Annotated in this window: 17 protein-coding genes; 8 read left to right on the forward strand and 9 right to left on the reverse strand. The window is 72.5% G+C overall.

The annotated features are described in order from the left end of the window. Positions 1–217 precede the first annotated feature (217 nt). Complete coding sequence (locus B0675_RS00800; RefSeq protein WP_081216800.1) at positions 218–1609, forward strand: cysteine desulfurase/sulfurtransferase TusA family protein; 1392 nt, start codon at positions 218–220, stop codon at positions 1607–1609. A 51-nt stretch (positions 1610–1660) separates the two neighbouring features. Here the strand turns inward: B0675_RS00800 and B0675_RS00805 are convergent, their stop codons facing one another. After that, the gene (locus B0675_RS00805; protein WP_081216801.1) at positions 1661–2635 is read right to left on the reverse strand and encodes a carbohydrate kinase family protein; all 975 of its coding nucleotides are present in this window, start codon (positions 2633–2635) and stop codon (positions 1661–1663) included. A gap of 134 nt (positions 2636–2769) precedes the next feature. Here B0675_RS00805 and B0675_RS00810 point away from each other — a divergent pair, with 134 nt between their 5' ends. Both B0675_RS00810 and B0675_RS00815 read left to right on the forward strand, forming a co-directional pair. Continuing rightward, a complete protein-coding gene (locus B0675_RS00810) occupies positions 2770–2991 on the forward strand; it encodes a hypothetical protein (RefSeq protein ID WP_081216802.1) in 222 nt (73 codons plus the stop codon). Positions 2992–3457: 466 nt separating this feature from the next. Then, complete coding sequence (locus tag B0675_RS00815; RefSeq protein ID WP_107482530.1) at positions 3458–4966, forward strand: hypothetical protein; 1509 nt, start codon at positions 3458–3460, stop codon at positions 4964–4966. Positions 4967–5184: 218 nt separating this feature from the next. Here B0675_RS00815 and B0675_RS00820 read toward each other — a convergent pair whose 3' ends face one another. Continuing rightward, entirely contained in the window at positions 5185–5541 is a 357-nt protein-coding gene (locus B0675_RS00820) for an iron-sulfur cluster assembly accessory protein (RefSeq protein WP_081216804.1), read from the reverse strand. A gap of 336 nt (positions 5542–5877) precedes the next feature. On the opposite strand from B0675_RS00820, the gene nadA reads away from it, so the two are divergent. After that, positions 5878–7062: a quinolinate synthase NadA gene (nadA, locus tag B0675_RS00830; RefSeq protein WP_081216805.1), complete on the forward strand. Its 1185-nt coding sequence runs from the start codon at positions 5878–5880 to the stop codon at positions 7060–7062. A gap of 112 nt (positions 7063–7174) precedes the next feature. Here the strand turns inward: nadA and B0675_RS00835 are convergent, their stop codons facing one another. The 5 genes from B0675_RS00835 to B0675_RS00855 form a co-directional block, all read right to left on the reverse strand. Continuing rightward, positions 7175–10342 (reverse strand): efflux RND transporter permease subunit, encoded by a 3168-nt coding sequence (locus B0675_RS00835; protein ID WP_081216806.1) that lies wholly within the window; start codon positions 10340–10342, stop codon positions 7175–7177. 154 nt (positions 10343–10496) lie between these two features. Further along, the gene (locus tag B0675_RS00840) at positions 10497–11180 is read right to left on the reverse strand and encodes a response regulator transcription factor (RefSeq protein ID WP_081216807.1); all 684 of its coding nucleotides are present in this window, start codon (positions 11178–11180) and stop codon (positions 10497–10499) included. Further along, entirely contained in the window at positions 11177–12397 is a 1221-nt protein-coding gene (locus B0675_RS00845; RefSeq protein WP_179165213.1) for a sensor histidine kinase, read from the reverse strand. The genes B0675_RS00840 and B0675_RS00845 overlap by 4 nt, the downstream gene beginning before the upstream one ends. Positions 12398–12530: 133 nt before the next feature. Further along, the gene (locus B0675_RS00850) at positions 12531–12809 is read right to left on the reverse strand and encodes a hypothetical protein (RefSeq protein ID WP_081216809.1); all 279 of its coding nucleotides are present in this window, start codon (positions 12807–12809) and stop codon (positions 12531–12533) included. 30 nt (positions 12810–12839) lie between these two features. After that, a complete protein-coding gene (locus B0675_RS00855; protein ID WP_081216810.1) occupies positions 12840–13637 on the reverse strand; it encodes a PspA/IM30 family protein in 798 nt (265 codons plus the stop codon). 246 nt (positions 13638–13883) lie between these two features. Between B0675_RS00855 and B0675_RS00860 the strand changes: the two genes are divergently transcribed. The 3 genes from B0675_RS00860 to B0675_RS00870 all read left to right on the forward strand — a co-directional run bounded on the left by B0675_RS00860 (position 13884) and on the right by B0675_RS00870 (position 16486). Beyond that, positions 13884–14507, forward strand: coding sequence for a DUF3043 domain-containing protein (locus B0675_RS00860; protein ID WP_081216811.1), 624 nt, complete (start codon positions 13884–13886; stop codon positions 14505–14507). Positions 14508–14590: 83 nt separating this feature from the next. Continuing rightward, the gene (locus tag B0675_RS00865) at positions 14591–15292 is read left to right on the forward strand and encodes a methyltransferase domain-containing protein (protein WP_081216812.1); all 702 of its coding nucleotides are present in this window, start codon (positions 14591–14593) and stop codon (positions 15290–15292) included. A 93-nt stretch (positions 15293–15385) separates the two neighbouring features. Beyond that, on the forward strand, positions 15386–16486 hold the full coding sequence (locus B0675_RS00870; protein ID WP_081216813.1) for a trypsin-like peptidase domain-containing protein: 1101 nt from the start codon (positions 15386–15388) through the stop codon (positions 16484–16486). Positions 16487–16598: 112 nt separating this feature from the next. Here the strand turns inward: B0675_RS00870 and B0675_RS00875 are convergent, their stop codons facing one another. Beyond that, a complete protein-coding gene (locus B0675_RS00875; RefSeq protein WP_081216814.1) occupies positions 16599–16811 on the reverse strand; it encodes a hypothetical protein in 213 nt (70 codons plus the stop codon). Positions 16812–16924: 113 nt separating this feature from the next. Here B0675_RS00875 and B0675_RS00880 point away from each other — a divergent pair, with 113 nt between their 5' ends. After that, on the forward strand, positions 16925–18124 hold the full coding sequence (locus tag B0675_RS00880) for a bifunctional adenosylcobinamide kinase/adenosylcobinamide-phosphate guanylyltransferase (protein WP_081216815.1): 1200 nt from the start codon (positions 16925–16927) through the stop codon (positions 18122–18124). 66 nt (positions 18125–18190) lie between these two features. Here the strand turns inward: B0675_RS00880 and B0675_RS00885 are convergent, their stop codons facing one another. After that, on the reverse strand, positions 18191–19258 hold the full coding sequence (locus B0675_RS00885; RefSeq protein WP_081216816.1) for a class I SAM-dependent methyltransferase: 1068 nt from the start codon (positions 19256–19258) through the stop codon (positions 18191–18193). Positions 19259–19271 lie beyond the last annotated feature (13 nt).

Consider the following 19271-nt stretch of genomic DNA (forward strand, 5'->3'; position numbering starts at 1 on the left):
GGTCGGTCGCCGCCCTGCGTCGGGCAGGGGTTTGGATGTTTATGCGGACCAAACCCTACTGGACGCTATTTGGGGTCGCGCGGGGAGGGTGCCCAACGCGCCGCCCGACTCCCCGAAGGAGTGCTGTTTCGCCTGCGGGGCCCTCTTCCACGCCCTGGAATGCCCCACTCCGGATGCCTTCTGACGGGCCTTTGGGGCGACGGACTAGCGTGGTGGCGTGTCCTACTTCGACGCCGCGTCCGCGGCTCCGCTGCACCCCGTCGCCCGACAGGCCCTGCAGGCCTCGCTCGACGAGGGGTGGGCCGACCCCGCCCGCCTGTACCGGGAGGGACGGCGGGCCCGGCTGCTGCTGGACGCCGCGCGCGAGGCGGCGGCCGACGCGGTGGGCTGCCGCCCCGACGAGCTGACCTTCACCACCTCCGGAACCCGCGCGGTGCACTCCGGGATCGCGGGCGCCCTGGCGGGCCGGCGGCGCGTCGGAGGCCACCTGATCGTGTCAGCCGTCGAACACTCGTCGGTGCTCCATTCGGCGGAGTTGCACGAGGTGTCGGGCGGCACGGCGACACGGATCCCGGTCGACCGGACCGGCCGGGTGTCTCCTTCGGCGTACGCGGAGGCCCTGCGCGCCGACACCGCGCTGGCCTGCCTGCAGTCGGCCAACCACGAGGTGGGGACCGAACAGCCGGTGGCCGAGGTGGCACAGGTGTGCCGGGGGGCGGGTGTGCCGCTCCTGGTGGACGCGGCGCAGTCGCTGGGCTGGGGCCGGGTGGAGGGCGACTGGTCCCTGCTGACGGCGAGTGCCCACAAGTGGGGCGGCCCTTCGGGGGTCGGACTGCTCGTCGTACGCAAGGGAACCCGGTTCGCTCCCCAAGGGCCCGCGGACGAGCGGGAGTCGGGGCGGGCTGCCGGTTTCGAGAACATCCCGGCGATCGTGGCGGCGGCAGCCTCGTTGCGCGCCGTCCACGCGGAGGCCGCGCGGGAGGCGGCACGGCTGCGGGAGCTGACGGAGCGGATCCGGCTACGGGTGCCCGGTCTGGTCCCGGACGTCGAGGTGGTCGGCGACCCCGTCCGGCGACTGCCGGGGATCGTGACCTTCTCCTGTCTCTATGTCGACGGAGAGACACTGCTGCACGAGCTGGACCGGGTGGGCTTCTCCGTCTCCTCGGGCTCGTCGTGCACGAGCAGCACCCTCACCCCCAGCCACGTCCTCAAGGCCATGGGCGTGCTGAGCGAGGGCAACGTCCGGGTGTCACTGCCGCCGGGCACCCCGGAGGACGAGGTCGAACGGTTCCTCGCGGCACTGCCGGGCACCGTCGCGGCGGTGCGCGAGAAGCTCGGCGCGCCGACGTCGCGGCCGGTGGCGGAGGAGGCCGCCGCCCCGGTCGACTCCCTGGTGGTCGACGCGCTGGGCAGGCGCTGCCCGATCCCCGTCATCGAGCTGGCCAAAGTCATCGGGGACGTACCGGTCGGCGGGACGGTACGGGTCCTCGCCGACGACGAGGCGGCCCGGCTCGACATCCCGGCGTGGTGCGAGATGCGGGGGCAGGAGTACGTCGGTGAGGAACCGGCGGACCACGGCTCGGCCTATGTGGTCCGCCGGCTGTCCTAGTCGGTCACGGCGGGCCCGGAGCGGGAAGGCCCCGGGGTTCCGCCGGTCCTGCTAGGAGAGATGCGTCTGGACCTCGGCGGCGGCCTCGTGACCGTACGCCTTGGTGAAGCGGTCCATGAAGTGGCCGCGGCGCAGCTGGTACTCCTGCGTGCCGACCGTCTCGATGACGAGGGTGGCGAGCATGCAGCCGACCTGGGCGGCGCGCTCGTGGGAGACGCCCCAGGCCAGACCGGAGAGGAAACCGGCGCGGAACGCGTCGCCGACCCCGGTCGGGTCCGCCTTGAGCTCCTCCTCCGGGCAGCCGACCTCGATCGGGTCCTCGCCGGCGCGCTCGATGCGGACACCGCGCGCGCCGAGGGTGGTGACCCGGTGGCCGACCTTGGAGAGGATCTCCTCGTCGGTCCAGCCGGTCTTGGACTCGATGAGGCCCTTCTCGTACTCGTTGGAGAAGAGGTACGTCGCGCCGTCCAGCAGTATCCGGATCTCGTCGCCGTTCATGCGCGCGATCTGCTGCGAGAAGTCGGCGGCGAAGGGGATCGCGCGGGAGCGGCACTCCTCGGTGTGGCGGAGCATCCCCTCGGGGTCGTCCGCGCCGATCAGGACGAGGTCGAGACCGCCGACCCGGTCGGCGACGGACTTCAGCTCGATGAGACGGGCCTCGCTCATCGCCCCCGTGTAGAAGGAGCCGATCTGGTTGTGGTCGGCGTCCGTCGTGCACACGAAGCGCGCGGTGTGCAGCACCTCGGAGATGCGGACGGAGTCGGTGTCGACGCCGTGCCGGTCCAGCCAGGCGCGGTACTCCGCGAAGTCGGAGCCGGCCGCACCGACGAGGATCGGCCGGGTACCGAGCTGGCCCATGCCGAACGCGATGTTCGCGCCGACCCCGCCCCGGCGGACGTCGAGGTTGTCGACCAGGAAGGACAGGGAGACCGTGTGCAGCTGGTCCGCGACCAACTGGTCGGCGAATCGGCCGGGAAAGGTCATGAGGTGGTCGGTGGCGATGGAGCCGGTGACTGCGATACGCACGGCTAGGACACGCTCCTGCGAGGGGAGGGGATTGACAGTTAACGCTACCGGTTCGGCACGGGACCTCTGAAGCGGGCAAAACTACCCGATAGTAGATCTTTCTTCGTGACGGCAGGCGTGCATACGGTTCCGGTATGACGAACCTCAAGGTCCCAGGCACCCCTCCGCTCGGCCCGGCCGGCGACCTGGACGGCGATCTCGCGACGCTGCGCGGCGACTGCGCCCGGATGGCCGGGAACTGGGCGGCCCCCGCGGCCGCCTCCGCCCTCCCCGTCTCCCCCTCCCTCATCCACGGGGTGACCGTTCCGTCCACCTCGGCGCGGATGCTCGACGGGATGTCCGACTACGGCGACTGAGCGCGCCGCCTGAGCGGTGCCGCCGTCCGGGTGAGAGCCCGGCGGCGCCGTTCGGGTGAAACGCGCGGAGCGCCCGCGGGGAACCGTGCGCTCCCCCGCTGCGTCCCATCGCCGTCCCCCGTAAAGGGGACGCGGTGTACGACCTCGCGGGGCCCGTCTTCGACGGGGCCCGGCAGGGGAACAGCAGTGGAGCCGAAGGAGCGATGCGGTGAGCAGCGAGCGACCCGACGACGACGCGACCGATCCCGTCGAGGGTGACGCCAGGGGTCCTGTCGAGGACGCCGCGGAGGAAGCCGTCGCGGAACCCGCGGAGAAGGACACCGAGGCACGTGAAGGACGCTCCTCCGGGAACTCCGGGGACTCCGGGAACTCCGGGGACTCCGGGGACTCCGGGGACTCCGGGGACTCCGCCGGCGTGCGTGCCGCGGGTCCTTCCGGGGAGCGCGACGCGGACGACGGTCCCGCCGTGCCGCGCCGGCGGCCCACCGCCGTGATCGTCGCGGTCGCCGCGGCGGTGCTGCTCGTCGGAGGCGGCGGCGCGTACGTCGCCACCGGCGCGGCCGGCGGCAGCAGCTCCCCGGGGACGCCCGCCGGTGACGGCACTCCCCCGCCGCTCGTGCTGGACGGCTACTCCGGGACGACCACGAGCACCGGACCCACCGGCGGCCCGAACGGCATCGCGCCCGGCGAGCCCGACCCCTACGGCACGACCTACCGAGCCGACGGCAAGCTGCCGGAAGGACCCGAGTCCGCCCCGGTCCACTGGGCCGAGGGCAGCGTGACGCGGGCGGAGGTGGAGCGGCTCGCGAAGGCACTGGACCTGGCGGGCACGCCCCGGCTGGTCGGGGACGCCTGGACGGTCGGGGCGGTGAAGGACGGTTCGGAGCCCAATCTGCGGGTGAACGCGGACGCTCCGGGGACCTGGACGTTCAGCTACACGATCCCCGGGACCGACAACTGCCCCCGGGGCAAGCCGTGCCGGCCCGGCGGCACGGGCGGGGCGGGGGGTGCCGGCGGTCTGTCGGGGGTGGGCCCCGGTCCCGTCGGTGAGGCCGCGGCGAAGAGGGCCGCGGCTCCCGTGCTCAAGGCCGTCGGTCAGGACGACGCGAAGCTCGACGCCACCCAACTCATGGACCGGGTGCGGGTGGTGAACGCCGACCCGGTGGTGGGCGGTCTGCCGACCTACGGGTGGACGACCGGGCTGCGGATCGACGGTGAGGGTCATGTCATCGGCGGCAGCGGCCAGTTGAAGACGCCGGTGAAGGGCGACACCTACCCGGTCGTCGGAGCGCGGCGGACGCTGGACCTGATGAACGGGTCCTCGTCGGGAGCCTCGCCGTCGGGCGGCGGGCGCATGGGGATCGGCGGCTGCGCCAGCCCCGTACCGCTGAAGGACCGCGACGAGCAGCCGTGCGAGCACCCGACCACGGGGGGCACGGCGCAGTCGGTGACCGTGGAGAAGGCGACCTTCGGACTGGCGGCGCACCGGGCGGACGGGCGGCAGGCGCTGGTGCCGTCGTGGCTGTTCGAGGTGCGCGCGCCCGGTGCCGGAGACACCTACACCGTGACGCATCCGGCGATCGACCCCAGGTTCCTGACCGCGCCCGAGGCCCCGGGGCAGCCGACCCCGGCTCCCACGTCGCCGGGGGACGAGCCCTCGGCGAGCCCGCGGGATGTGCACGTCCAGGGCTACACCGCGGACGGCGGCGAGCTGACCGTCTCCTTCACGGGCGGGGTGTGCTCCACCTACACGGTCGCGGCGAAGGAGAGCGGGGACCGGGTGACCGTCACGGTGACGGAGAAGCCGGACAAGGGCAAGGTCTGCATCCTGATCGCCAAGATCTACCAGAGGACGGTGCGCCTGGACGGGCCCCTGGACGGCCGGAGCGTCGTCGGGAGCGACGGCCGGGCGATCCACCAGGGGCGGGTCACCGAGCCGGGAGCGTCCGGAACCACCGGCGCGGGACCGCGGTAGTACCGGCGGTCGCGGCCGGAGGCGGGGTCGGCTGCGGCGGCCCGGCGGGTTCCGGACACACGAAGGCGGCGTCCCCGTCGGAGGGGGACGCCGCCTTCGTCGTACTCGGCGTGCGCACGTGTTCGGCCGGAGCCGTGAGCCGCGGGCTCGGCTCAGTGGCAGTCGGCACCGGCGAACCCGGGCCCGGTCGGTGCCGGGCCCGGCCGGGCCGTGCCGTCCTAGCTGAAGGAGTCGCCGCAGGCGCAGGAGCCGGTCGCGTTCGGGTTGTCGATCGTGAAGCCCTGCTTCTCGATGGTGTCCACGAAGTCGATCGAGGCGCCGCCGAGGTACGGGGCGCTCATGCGGTCGGTGACGACCTTGACGCCGCCGAAGTCCTTCACGACGTCGCCGTCGAGGGAGCGCTCGTCGAAGAACAGCTGATACCGCAGACCCGAGCAGCCGCCGGGCTGAACGGCGACGCGCAGCGCCAGGTCCTCGCGGCCTTCCTGGTCGAGCAGGGCCTTGACCTTGCCCGCGGCGGCGTCGGACAGGATGATGCCGTCGCTCACGGTGGTGGTCTCGTCCGATACGGACATCTGCTTCTCTCCCGGGTTGTACGGAGACTGCTTGCCGACGGTTGCAACCGGCGGGGCCGCGGATTCATTCCGGGCCGTGTGCGTGTCTTTGCCTTCTCCGTTCATGCTCGCACACCCGCCCTCGCACGGGCCACGGCTCTGTGGACAACCCCACGGGCGGCGGGGCGCACCCCGCCGGAGCGGCGACCAGGATTCACGTCACATGGACGCTATGGACATCGTCAACATGACGTGAAGCGGTTATGATAGATAACGTCAATTCGACGAAAAGGCATCGTTCCGCCGGGCCGCTCCCCTACGGGCCCGGCGAGCCGCAGAACAGAAAGGGTGCGTGTCGTGACCACCGCCCAGACCCAGGATCTCGACGTACAGCCGACGCCCCTCGCCCTGCTGCTGCTCGGCCGCGAGGCCGACCCGAGGAGCGAGCGCGGCGTCGAGTGCCCCGGCGACCTGCCCTCTCCGTCCGACCCGGACCTGGTCGAGCGCGCCCGCGCGGCCAAGGAGAAGCTCGGCGACAAGGTCTTCGTGCTCGGCCACCACTACCAGCGCGACGAGGTCATCCAGTTCGCGGACGTGACCGGTGACTCCTTCAAGCTGGCCCGGGACGCCGCGGCCCGCCCGGAGGCCGAGTACATCGTGTTCTGCGGCGTGCACTTCATGGCCGAGTCCGCGGACATCCTCACCGGCGACGACCAGAAGGTCGTCCTCCCCGACCTCGCCGCGGGCTGCTCGATGGCCGACATGGCCACCGCCGAGCAGGTCGCCGAGTGCTGGGACGTGCTGACCGACGCCGGCATAGCCGAGCAGGTCGTGCCCGTCTCGTACATGAACTCCTCCGCCGACATCAAGGCGTTCACCGGTAAGCACGGCGGCACGATCTGCACGTCGTCGAACGCCGAGCGGGCCCTGGAGTGGGCCTTCGAGCAGGGTTCGAAGGTGCTCTTCCTGCCCGACCAGCACCTCGGCCGCAACACCGCCGTCCGCGACATGGGCCTGTCCCTGGACGACTGTGTGCTCTACAACCCGCACAAGCCGAACGGCGGCCTGACCCAGGAGCAGCTGCGCGACGCGAAGATGATCCTGTGGCGCGGCCACTGCTCGGTGCACGGACGCTTCAGCCTGGACTCGGTGAACGACGTCCGCGAGCGCATCCCGGGCGTCAACGTCCTCGTGCACCCCGAGTGCCGTCACGAGGTCGTCGCGGCGGCCGACTACGTCGGCTCCACGGAGTACATCATCAAGGCCCTGGAGGCGGCCCCGGCCGGCTCGAAGTGGGCGATCGGCACGGAGCTGAACCTCGTGCGGCGTCTCGCGAAGCGGTTCGCGCCCGAGGGCAAGGAGATCGTCTTCCTCGACAAGACGGTCTGCTTCTGCTCGACCATGAACCGCATCGACCTGCCGCACCTGGTGTGGACCCTGGAATCCCTCGCCGAGGGCAACCTCGTCAACCGGATCGAGGTCGACAAGGAGACCGAGGCGTTCGCGAAGCTGGCGCTGGAGCGGATGCTGGCGCTGCCGTAGCCGCACCGGCACCGGCACCGGCACCGGCACCGGCACCGGCACCGAGCAGTACGTACACGGGCCCCCGTCCCGGCGTGTGAACGCCGGGACGGGGGCCCGTGTGGTGAACCGGTCAGACTCCGGCCGGCTCCGGGGACTTGTCCCCGTCCTTGTCCTTCTTCTCGCTGTCCTCGGCGTCGGCGTCCCCGTGGCCGGCGGTGTCCGCACCGGACTTCGCCGCCCGCTTCGCCGCCTTCTTCTTCGCGCGGCGCTCCTTGCGGAGTTCGACCATCGCGTAGAGCGTCGGGACGAGCAGCAGGGTGAGCAGCGTCGAGGTGATGAGACCGCCGATCACGACCACCGCGAGCGGCTGCGCGATGAAGCCGCCCTCGCCGGTCACACCCAGCGCCATGGGCAGCAGGGCGAAGATCGTCGCCAGTGCCGTCATCAGGATCGGACGGAGCCGGTGCCGGCCGCCCTCGACGACGGCCTCGACCACGCCGTACCCCTGCTTGCGGTACTGGTTGATCAGGTCGATCAGCACGATCGCGTTGGTCACCACGATGCCGATGAGCATCAGCATGCCGATCATCGCCGGGACGCCCATCGGGGTGCCGGTGAGGACGAGCAGGCCGATCGCGCCGGTCGAGGCGAACGGGATCGACACGAGCAGGATCAGCGGCTGGATCAGCGAGCGGAACGTCGCCACGAGCAGCATGAAGACGATCGCGATCGCCGCCAGCATCGCGAGGCCCAGCGACGCGAACGCGTCGTCCTGGTCCGACGAGACGCCGCCGATCGACGCGGTGGCGCCCGCGGGCAGCTTCAGCTTGTCGAGCTTCGCGGTGAGGTCCGCGCTGACGGCACCCGTGTTGTCGCCGGTCGGCTTGGCCGAGATCGTGGCCGCGCGCTGGCCGTCGATCCGGGTCATCGAGACCGGCCCGTCGACGAGCTTCACGTCCGCGATGTCACCGAGCTTCACCGCGCCGAGCCGCAGCCCGCGCAGCTCCGCGAGGGTGGTGGCCGGCTCGGCGGACCGGATGACGACGTCCCGCTCGGAGTCGTCCAGGATCGCCTTGCCGCTGGTGGTTCCTCGGACCGCCTCGCCGACGGCCGCGCCGAGTGTGGCGTCGTTGAAACCGGCCGCCGCCGCCTTGGAGTTGGCCTTGACCGAGATGCGCGGCACGCTCTGCGCGAGGTCGCTCGTAACGTCGGTGACGTCGTCGAGCTTCGCCACCTCGTCACGGACCCTGCCCGCGGCCTCGCGCAGCACGTCCCCGTCGGCCGCCTTCACGACGACGCTGAGGTCCTGGCTGCCGAAGCCGTCACCGGCGGACACCGTGGTGGTGCCGACGCCGGAGAGCCCGCCGAGCCCCTTCTCGATGCGGTCCTGGACGTCCTCGGACGAAGCGGCGTCGTCCAGCATGACCTGGTAGGACGCCTGGTTCGTGTCCGTGCCGCCGCCGAAGGCCGCCATGAAGCCGGAGGAGCCGATGGTGACCTGGTAGTTCTTGACGCCCTTGATGCCGCCGAGGAGCTTCTCGACCTTCTTCGCCTGCGCGTCGGTCGCGGCCAGGCTGGTGCCGGGCTTCAACTCCTGCTTGACGGTGAGGACTTCCTGCTCGCCCTGGTCGAAGAAGTTCGTCTTCAGCAGCGGCGCCATGCCGAACGTGCCGACGAGGACGGCGACCGCGATCAGCACACTGGTGAGCCGGCGCCGCGTGGCGAAGCGCAGGACGGGGACGTAGAAGCGCTGCAGACGGCTGCGCTCCTCCTTCTCCTCGGCCTTGCGCCGGGCCTCCTCCGCGTCCGCCGGCGTGCCCTTGGGGGCGCGCAGGAACCAGTAGGAGAGCACCGGGACGACCGTCAGCGAGACGAGCAGGGAGGCGAGGAGCGCCGCCGTGACCGTGATGCTGAAGGAGCCGAACAGTTCGCCCACCATGCCGCCGGTCAGACCGATCGGCAGGAAGACGGCCACCGTGGTGAGGGTCGAGGACGTGACCGCCCCGGCCACCTCGCGGACCGCCGCGAGGATCGCCTGCTCGCGCTCCTCGCCGTAGCCGAGGTGCCGCTTGATGTTCTCCAGGACGACGATCGAGTCGTCGACGACCCGGCCGATCGCGATGGTGAGTGCGCCGAGCGTCAGCATGTTGAGCGACAGGTCGCGGGTCCACAGCACGACCAGGGCCAGCACCACGGAGAGCGGGATGGACACGGCGGTGACCAGTGTCGAGCGGACGGACGCGAGGAACAGCAGGATGACCAGGACCGCGAAGAGGAGGCCCAGGGCGCCCTCGGTGGTCAGGCCGTGGATGGACTTGGAGACGGCGGGGCCCTGGTCGCTGACGACGGTGATCGTCGAGCCGGCGCCGAGGTCCTTGCGCAGACCGGAGAGCTTGTCCTTGACGGCGTCGGAGATGGCGACCGCGCTGCCGTCGTGGTCCATGGTGACGCTCACGGCGAGGCTCGGGCGGCCGTCGGTGCGCGTGATGGAGTCGGCCGGGGCCTGCTCCTGCCGGACGGTGGCGACGGCGCCGAGGCGCACGGGCTTCTTGCCGGGGCCGCCGGCGACCATCAGGTCCTTGATCTGGCCGAGCGAGGTGAAGCCGCCGCCGACCTGGACGGTGCGGTTGCTGCCGTCCTCGTCGAAGGAGCCGGCCGGGACGGTCGCCCCGCCCGCCTGGAGGGCCTGGCCGAGGGCGGCGGAGGTGAGTCCGGCCTTCGCCATCTTCCCGTCGTCGGGCGTGACGGTGACCTGGAGGTCCCGCACACCGGCCACGGTGACCCGGCCGACGCCGTCGATGTCCTCCAGGGACGGGACGACGGTCCGGTCGAGCTGGTCGGAGAGCGCCTGCTGGTCCTTGTCGGAGGTGACGGCGAGGACGACGGTCGGCATGTCGTCCGTCGAACCCGCGATGACCTGCGGGTCCACGCTGTCCGGGAGTTGGGCGCGGGCCCGGTTCACGGCCTGCTGGACGTCGGCGACGAGCTGCTTGGTGTCGTTGCCGTAGTCGAAGGACGCCATGATCACGGCGTTGCCCTCGGCGGCGGTGGAGGTGACACCCGTGATGCCGTCGACGCCTTCGAGGTTGTCCTCGATGGGCTCGACGACCTGCTTCTCGACCACATCCGGAGAGGCACCCTGGTACGGCGCGAGCACGGACACCATGGGCAGTTCGATGGTGGGCAGCAGCTGCTGCTTGAGCTGGGGGATCGCTATCGCCCCGAAGGCGAGCGCGATGATCGACATCAGCCCGATGAGGGCCCGCTGCGCGAGGCTGAATCTGGACAGCCAGGACATGGGTGGTGGGTCTCTCTTCTGTGGTTCGAGCGGAAGGCGGGGAGCGTGGGCACCCCACGTCACACCCTGGGCCATGGACGGGCGACGATCCGTAGCCCCTGGGTCCATTTCCTTACGCGGAACCTACTCCAGGCGCAGTACGCCCAGGTGAACCTCAGTCCACCCGTGGACGTACCAGGCCGGACTCGTACGCGATCACGACCAGTTGCGCCCGGTCGCGGGCGCCGAGCTTGGCCATGGCCCGGTTGACGTGCGTCTTCACCGTGAGCGGGCTGACTTCGAGGCGCTCGGCGATCTCGTCGTTGGAGTGCCCTCCGGCGACCTGGACGAGGACCTCGCGCTCGCGCCCGGTGAGCGCGGAGAGCCGGCCGGCGCCGGCCGGGCCGGGCCCGTCCTCGTCGCCGTCGCCCTGGGCGAGGAACTTGGCGATCAGGCCCTTGGTGGCCGCGGGCGACAGCAGGGCCTCGCCGCCGGCGGCGATCCGGATGGCGGCGAGCAGTTCGTCGGGTTCGGCGCCCTTGCCGAGGAACCCGGAGGCGCCGGCCCGCAGCGACTGCACGACGTACTCGTCGACCTCGAAGGTCGTCAGCATCACGACCCGGACGTGGGCGAGGCCGGGGTCGGCGGTGATGAGGCGGGTGGCGGCGAGGCCGTCCGTACCGGGCATGCGGATGTCCATGAGCACGACGTCGGCCCGCTCGCTGCGGGTCAGCGCGACCGCCTCGGCGCCCTCGGACGCCTCCCCCACGACCTCCATGTCGGGCTCGGAGTCGACGAGCACACGGAACGCGCTGCGCAGCAGTGCCTGGTCGTCGGCGAGCACGACACGGATGGTCATACGGGGTCCCCCAGGGCAGGCGCGCGGTTCTTGACCGGAAGGATCGCATGGACGCGGAAGCCGCCTCCGTAGCGGGGACCGGCCGTGCAGCTCCCGCCGATCGCGGTGGCCCGCTCCCGCATGCCGAGCAGTCCGTGGCCGCCGCCCTCCTGCGGGCCGATGTTCTGGCCCGGCCCGTTGTCGAGGACGGTCACCTCCACGTTGTCCCCGACGCGGACGACGCTGACCTCGGCCTTCGCCTGCGGGCCCGCGTGCTTGCGGACGTTGGTGAGCGCCTCCTGGATCACGCGGTACGCGGCGAGGTCGACGGCGGCGGGCAGTGTGGGGCCCTGGTCGGAGCGGGCCACCTCGACGGGCAGACCCGCGTTGCGGAAGGTGTCCGCGAGTTGGTCGAGCCGGGCCAGTCCGGGGGCGGGCTCGGTGGGGGCCTCGGGGTCGCCGGTCTGCCGCAGCAGGCCGACGGTGGCGCGCAGCTCGTTCAGCGCGGACCGGCTGGCCTCGCGTACGTGGGCGAGGGCCTCCTTGGCCTGGTCGGGCCGCTTGTCCATGACGTGGGAGGCGACGCCCGCCTGCACGTTGACGAGCGCGATGTGGTGGGCGACGACGTCGTGCAGGTCCCGGGCGATGCGCAGCCGTTCCTCGGCGACGCGGCGGCGCGCCTCCTCCTCGCGGGTGCGTTCGGCGCGTTCGGCGCGCTCGCGGATGGCGTGCACGAAGGCACGCCGGCTGCGGACGGCGTCGCCCGCGGCGGCGGCCATGCCGGTCCAGGCGAAGATGCCGAGGTTCTCCTGCGCGTACCAGGGCAGCGGTCCGGCGAGCATCGCGACGGCGGTCAGGACGGTCATGGTGACCAGGCCGACCCGCCAGGTCGTGGGACGGTCGGTCGTCGAGGCCACGGTGTAGAGCGCGACGACGGCGGACATCACCACCGGCGCCCTGGGGTCGCCGGTGACCAGCTCGGCCAGGGAGAAGGCGCCGGTCGCCGCGAGGACCTTCATCGGGGCCCGGCGGCGGAAGACGAGCGCGCCGGCGCCGAGCACCATGAGGACGAGGCTGAGGGCGTCGGGGGTGCGGGCGCTCCAGGTCGTGCCGTTCTCGCCGTGCGGGTCGACGAAGGAGCCGGCCGCCATACAGGCGAGGACGCCGGTGGCGAGGGCGGCGTCCAGGGCGAGGGGGTGGGCGCGCAGCCAGTCCCTCGTACGCTCCAGGGTGCTCACCCGCCCACGGTACGGTGCTTCGCGGCCCCCGGAACCGGGTGGTGCGGGTGCCGCCCGCCACATCCGGATGCCATGACGGGGCGCCGGACGGCAGCACCGGGATTGGGCGGGCCCCGGTCCGCGCCGGGCGGGCTCAGCCCGGGATCAGGCCGTCGTCGCTGAGCATCTCCCGGACCTCTTCGAGGGTGGCGTCCGGGGACGGGAGGATGAGTTCCGACGGCTCCAGGGAGTCGTCGGGAAGCGGGGACCCGGCCGTGCGGACCGCGTCCAGGAGCGCCCCCAGGGTGCGGCGGAAGCCGGAGTCGTCGCCCCGCTGCATCTCGGCGAGCAACTCGTCGTCCAGCCTGTTCAGCTCGGTGAGGCGGGCATCGTCCAGCCTCACCTGCCCCTCCCCCATGATCCGTACGATCATGTCGCCCTCCTCAGGCGTGGGCCCGGATGGTCACTGCTTGTCGAAACGGGGTGTGTCCTGGGGCTGCGACGACGGCTGGGACTGACCCGGACCGCCCTCGATCGCCTGCTGCGACGACGAGGAACCGCCGGCCAGCTCCGCCTTCATGCGCTGCAGTTCCAGCTCCACATCCGTACCACCGGAGAGCCGGTCCAGCTCGCTCTGGATGTCGTCCTTGGCCAGACCCGACTGGTCGTCCAGGGCACCGGAGGCGAGCAACTCGTCGATCGCTCCGGCCCGTGCCTGGAGCTGCGCGGTCTTGTCCTCGGCCCGCTGGATGGCCATGCCGACGTCGCCCATCTCCTCGGAGATGCCGGAGAAGGCCTCGCCGATCCGGGTCTGCGCCTGGGCCGCCGTGTACGTGGCCTTGATCGTCTCCTTCTTCGTACGGAAGGCATCGACCTTGGCCTGGAGGCGCTGGGCCGCGAGGGTGAGTTTCTCCTCCTCGCCCTGCAGCGTCTGGTGCTGCGTCTCCAGGTCGGTGACCTGCTGCTGCAGCGCGGCACGGCGGGACAGGGCCTCACGGGCCAGGTCCTCGCGGCCGAGCGCGAGCGCCTTGCGGCCCTGGTCCTCCAGCTTGGTGGACTGGCCCTGGAGCTGGTTCAGCTGCAGTTCCAGGCGCTTGCGGCTGGTCGCCACGTCGGCGACACCGCGGCGCACCTTCTGGAGCAGCTCCAGCTGCTTCTGGTACGAGTAATCGAGGGTTTCGCGCGGGTCCTCGGCCCGGTCAAGGGCCTTGTTCGCCTTCGCGCGGAAGATCATCCCCATACGCTTCATGACACCGCTCATGGGCTTCGCGCGCCCCCTTCTGACGGACTCCAGCTCCAGGTACTGCAACAGAACCCACAGTACGGGCCCTGCATCCATTACCGCACTGTTCGGGGACGGATGCGCTCATCCCCAAGGACGACTGCGATCGGCACCACTCCGGCGTAGGGAGTAGGTGAACCCCGGGGTCCGCCCGGGCGCAACGTCCCCTCTGCCCCACTACAGACGCACGGTGTTGCCGGATCGTTCCCCACTCGCACGACGTCCATGCCCGCGAACCCCGTACCCTTGGGTTTTGTGTTCCGAAGCCGTGCGAAGGAAGAGAAGGCCCCCGCCGCCAAGGCGCAGGCCGACTCCAAAGTGACCCGTGACCCGCAGGCCCCCAAGGGCCGCCCCACTCCGAAGCGCAGTGAGGCCCAGACCCAGCGCCGCAGCGTCGCCACGACGCCGACGACGCGCAAGGAGGCGGCCAAGCGCCAGCGCGACGACCGTCGCACCCAGATGGAGCGCCAGCGCCAGGCGCTGGCGAGCGGCGACGAGCGCTACCTCCCCGTGCGCGACAAGGGCCCAGTGCGCCGCTTCGCGCGTGACTTCGTGGACTCGCGGTTCTGTGTCGCCGAGTTCTTCCTGCCCATGGCCGTGGTCATCCTCGTCATGAGCATGCTGCGCGTCGGCGCGCTGCAGAACATCGCCCTGCTGCTGTGGCTGGTCGTCATCGTCCTGATCGTGCTCGACTCGATCGGCATCGCGATCCGCATGCGCAAGCAGCTCGCCCAGCGCTTCCCCGGCCAGCCCACCAAGGGCGCGGTCCGCTACGCGCTGATGCGCACCCTCCAGATGCGTCGACTCCGGCTGCCGAAGCCGCAGGTCAAGCGCGGAGAGCGGCCCTGAGCGCGACATCCTTCTCCGGGGGCGCGGCGGATGCCTGGCTGAGCAAGCTGGGCGGTCTGCGTGATGTCGTACGGCAGGAGCTGGTGGCCCGGCAGCTCGACGAGCAGATAGCCGGGCGCTACCCGGTGGGGCAGCGGCTTCGGGTGCTGGACGTCGGGATGGGCCAGGGCACGCAGGCCCTGCGGCTCGCCCGGGCCGGCCACCAGGTGACCGGCCTCGAACAGGACGCGACGATGCTGTCCGTGGCCCGGGAGGCGCTCGCCGCCGAGCCCGAGGGCATCCGGAGCCGGGTGCGGCTCGTCGAGGGCGACGGGCGCGAGAATGGGGTGCACTTCCTGCCGGGCAGTTTCGACGTGGTGCTCTGCCACGGCGTCCTGATGTACGTCCAGGAGCCGGACGCGCTCCTCGCGGGTCTCGCGCGGATGCTGGCCCCGGGCGGGCTGCTCTCGCTGCTGGTGCGCAACGCGGACGCGCTGGCCATGCGGCCCGGTCTGCACGGCGACTGGGCGGCGACGCTGTCCGCCTTCGACACGACGGCCTACACGAACCGGCTCGGGCTCGACGTCCGCGCCGACCGGCTCTCGACGCTGACCGGCACGCTCGCCGGGATCGGGGCACCGCTGCACGCCTGGTACGGGGTGCGGGTCTTCACGGACACCGCGGCCGACGGCGCGGCCGTTCCCCCGGACGTGGAGACGCTGCTGGCCGCCGAGGAGCGGGCCGGGCGCACCGATCCCTACCGCCGCGTGGCGGCGCTGCTGCACCTCTGCGGCGTGCGGGGCTGACCGTCCGGCCGGTTGCGGGGACCGCGGGGGCCGTCGACCCGTTCGGGTGAGCACCGGAGGCAGTGCCGCCCGACGGAAAGCGACACTTCGGGCATGGATGCCTCCCGTGCCCTCGCCCGCGCCCGTGTTCATCCCCTGCGCCTGCGGGCGTCCCTGGCCCTGCTGGCCGGCGCGGCCGTGCTGGTGTCCGGCTGCTCGGCCGACGGCGCGGCTTCCGGCTCCGGCCGAGAGGAGGCCGCGACCACCACCCGGGCGGCGGTGCCCGCGGCGGCCGACGACCTCCAGGACGACTACCTGAAGGTGATCAAGAACGTTCTGCCGTCGGTGGTGCAGATCCAGGCGAGCGGCGCGCTCGGCTCGGGCGTCGTGTACGACGACTCGGGGCGCATCGTCACCAACGCGCACGTGGTCGGGGACGAGAAGAAGTTCAAGGTCACGACGGCCAGCGACGAGGGCGAGCTGACGGCGAGCCTGGTCTACGCGTACCCGGAGCAGGATCTCGCGGTCATCAAGCTGGACAAGCCTCCGCGGGGACTGAGGGCCGCGGTCTTCGGGGACTCCTCGAAGGTGCAGGTCGGGCACATCGTGCTCGCGATGGGGTCCCCGCTCGGGCTGTCGTCCAGCGTGACCCAGGGCATCGTGTCGGCGACCGGACGCACCGTCAGCGAGAGCGGTTCCGGGGGCGGTACGGGCGCGACGATCGCCAACATGGTGCAGACCTCGGCGGCGATCAACCCCGGCAACAGCGGGGGCGCGCTGGTGAACCTCGACGGCCAGGTCATCGGCATCCCGACCCTCGCCGCCACCGACCCCGACCTCGGCAACAGCGCGGCGCCCGGGATCGGCTTCGCGATCCCCGCGTCCATGGTGAAGACGGTCGCGGACCAGATCATCAAGGACGGCCGTGTCACCGACTCGGGGCGGGCCGCGCTCGGCATCACCGGGCGGACCGTGGTGGACGCCTCCTCGCAGCCCGCGGGCGTCGCCGTGGCGCAGGTGAAGAGCGGGGGCGCGGCCGACAAGGCCGGGATCGAACCGGGTGACGTCATCGTGGGCCTCGACGACACGGCGGTCACGAGCATCACCTCGCTCTCCGAGGCGCTCGCCGCGGAGAAGCCGGGCGACAGGGCCAAGGTGACGTTCACCCGCGGCGGGAACCGCAGGACGGTGGAGGTGACGCTGGGTGAGATCTAGCGAGGTGGCCGTCCGGCGGCCCCCGGGAGGTGGCCCGGGCGGGCGGTCTCCGGGACGTGGCCCCGGCGGGCGCGCGGGTTGCCGGGGCGGGGCCCCGGCAACCCCGGCCGGCCTACTCCGGTTCTGCGTGCAGACTCATCGGACCGTAGATCTTCGTGCTGTCCTCGAAGAGGAACACCTGGTCCGCGCCGCCCGCCAGCAGGTCCTTCCACACCTCGCCGATCCAGGACTCGGCGTCGCCCTGCGTGGTGAACTCCTCGGGCTGCACCGCGGGTTGGACCTCTGTCCCGTCGGACTTCTCGAACCGCCACGTCCATGCCGCCATGTACGCCTCCAGGGTGTGAGCACACTGCACAGCGCGAGCCGGACAAGATCCGGCTCCCGTCCGAAGCCTAGCCGGACGCGCAAGACCTGCGGGGACACGGAAAAATCATCGGCGTGGAACTGACTCTGCTCGGCACCGGTGCCCCCGCGGGCCTGCCCCGCCCCGACTGTCCCTGCGCGGCCTGCGCGTCCGCGCTCGGTGAGAGGGCGCGGGCGGCGACCGCGCTGCTCGTCGACGGGACGCTGCTGCTCGACCTGACGCCCGGCGCCGCGTTCGCGGCGGCGCGCGCCGGACGGTCGCTGGGAGGCGTCCGGCAGGTGCTGCTCTCGCATCCGCACGACGGACCCGCCGTGGAGGTGCCGGCCGGGCTGCCGCAGCCCGGCCGGGTGCCGGACGGGCGGGAGTTGGCGCTGCTGACCGGCCACCGGGTGCGGGCGGTGCCGATGGACGCGCCGGGCACGGGCTACGCGGTGACGGGGCCGGACGGGCTGCGGCTGCTGTACCTGCCGCCGGGCGGAGCGCCGGCGGGCCTGGACGAGAACGGCGACACGTACGCGATGGTGCTCGCCGACGTGGTGGGCCGGCCGGACGCGCTGGCGAAGCTGCGCGCGGCCGGCGCGGTCGGCCCGACCACGGACGTGATCGCGGTGCACCTCGACCACGACGTGCCGCCCGGGCCCGAACTGCGGCGGCGGCTCGCGGCGGCGGGCGCGCGGGCGGTGCCCGACGGGACGACGCTCGACGTGGGCGTCTACGAGGACGTGCCGGACGTGCCGCGCAGGACGCTGGTGCTCGGCGGCGCCCGGTCGGGCAAGTCGCTGGAGGCGGAGCGGCGCCTGGAGGCGTTCCCGGGCGTGCTGTACGTCGCCACCGGGGGCACCCGCGGCGGGGACTCCGAGTGGGCGTCGCGCGTCAGCGCCCACCGTGAGCGGCGGCCCGGCTCCTGGCGGACCGTCGAGACCTGCGACCTGGTCCCGCTCCTCGCGGAGGACGGCCCGCCGCTGCTCGTCGACTGCCTCTCCCTGTGGCTGACCGACGCCATGGACGAGGTGAACGCGTGGGACGACGCCGAGTGGTCCGGCGGCGGCGAACGCGCCCTGCGTGCCCGCACGCGGGAACTGGTCGCCGCGGTCCGCGCCACCCGCCGCACGCTCGTCGCCGTCTCGAACGAGGTCGGCTCGGGCATCGTCCCGGCCACCGCGTCCGGGCGCCGCTACCGCGACGAACTGGGGCGCCTGAACGCGCAGTTCGCCGACGAGTGCGAGCACGTCCTGCTGCTGGTGGCGGGGCAGGCGGTGCGGCTGCGGGGCTGAGGCGGAGGGTGCGTGGCTCTCGCCGCACCGCCCGCGTCTCAGAGCTCGCGTCTCAGGGCTCGCGTCTCAGGGCTCCCGGCGGGCGACGACGCGGTACGCGTTCGAGAAGCGGGTGCGGCGCAGGAGGGGGGCCATCAGACGGTCGAGCGCCGCGGTGGAGGCGAGGAGCGGGGCGGACGCCCGGGTCAGGCCCGTCCGGAGCCTGCGCTGGAGGGGTGTCGGGGGCGCGGGGCACCAGGGGGCGTCGAGGCCGGGCAGGGCGCGGCCGAGGGCGAGCGCGACGGCGCCGGCGAGGTCGTAGGGGACGTGCGGCTCCCGGCGGTCCGTCACGACGATCGCGCAGCCGAGGGACTCCAGTTCGCCGAGCAGGTTGGGCAGCGGCATGAGGTGGAGATGGCGCGGCTGGCCGTACGCGACCCACCACTTGCCGAGCAGCGGGCCGAACGCGCTGTCCGGGTCGGGGACCTCGACGAGGAGGTGACCGCCGGGGCGGAGCACCTCCAGGGCGGCGCGCAGTTCCTCGCGGGGGTCGGGGGTGTGCTCCAGATGGTGGAACATGCTCACGACGTCGTACCGGCCGCGCAGCCGCTCGGCGATCCGCGGGTCGGTGAGCCGGCCGACGTGGGCCTCCTCCACCCGCCCGGCGGCGCGCGCCTGCTCGACGCGCCGTGACGCGTCGAGCCCGTCGAAGGCGGTGTACGGCAGGACCTCCCGGGCCGCCTCCGGGAAGTGTCCGAGCCCGGTGCCGACGTCGAGCCAGCTCTCCGGCTCGGGGAAGGGCAGCATGGCGCGGGCGGCGGCGCGGTGGCGCCGGGTGCCGCCGCGGGCGCCGAGCAACCGGTCGGCGAGGCCCTCGTGCGCCTCCTCCCGGCCGTCCCGGCGGTAGAAGGCGAGCCCCTCGGCGCTGAGCCGGGGATTCTGGAAGGCGTGGGCGCAGTCCCCGCATTCGTCGACGACGAACGTCCCCGGCTTGCGCTGCCGCAGGTCGGGCGTCCGCAGCCGGGTGCGCAGGCGCCGCGAGCCGCACCAGGGGCAGTCGGCGCGCCGCGCTTCGTGGAACCGCTCGGTGCCCTGGGCGAGTTCGGCGGCGTAGGCGGCCCGGCGTTCGGCGGTCGGCAACGAGGTGGGGGGCATGGGCGCTCCTGTC

The sequence above is a fragment of the Streptomyces sp. M41(2017) genome (assembly GCF_002078175.1).
Lineage (GTDB): Bacteria > Actinomycetota > Actinomycetes > Streptomycetales > Streptomycetaceae > Streptomyces.

Excerpts from the sequence above, each read along its gene's own strand:
- B0675_RS00875 (WP_081216814.1), bottom strand. The coding sequence starts at position 16,811 with ATGGCGGCATGGACGTGGCGGTTCGAGAAGTCCGACGGGACAGAGGTC.
- B0675_RS00885 (WP_081216816.1), bottom strand. The coding sequence starts at position 19,258 with ATGCCCCCCACCTCGTTGCCGACCGCCGAACGCCGGGCCGCCTACGCC.
- B0675_RS00840 (WP_081216807.1), bottom strand. The coding sequence starts at position 11,180 with ATGACCATCCGTGTCGTGCTCGCCGACGACCAGGCACTGCTGCGCAGC.
- B0675_RS00810 (WP_081216802.1), top strand. The coding sequence starts at position 2,770 with ATGACGAACCTCAAGGTCCCAGGCACCCCTCCGCTCGGCCCGGCCGGC.
- B0675_RS00850 (WP_081216809.1), bottom strand. The coding sequence starts at position 12,809 with ATGATCGTACGGATCATGGGGGAGGGGCAGGTGAGGCTGGACGATGCC.
- B0675_RS00820 (WP_081216804.1), bottom strand. The coding sequence starts at position 5,541 with ATGTCCGTATCGGACGAGACCACCACCGTGAGCGACGGCATCATCCTG.
- B0675_RS00835 (WP_081216806.1), bottom strand. The coding sequence starts at position 10,342 with ATGTCCTGGCTGTCCAGATTCAGCCTCGCGCAGCGGGCCCTCATCGGG.
- B0675_RS00860 (WP_081216811.1), top strand. The coding sequence starts at position 13,884 with ATGCCCGCGAACCCCGTACCCTTGGGTTTTGTGTTCCGAAGCCGTGCG.
- B0675_RS00870 (WP_081216813.1), top strand. The coding sequence starts at position 15,386 with ATGGATGCCTCCCGTGCCCTCGCCCGCGCCCGTGTTCATCCCCTGCGC.
- B0675_RS00855 (WP_081216810.1), bottom strand. The coding sequence starts at position 13,637 with ATGAGCGGTGTCATGAAGCGTATGGGGATGATCTTCCGCGCGAAGGCG.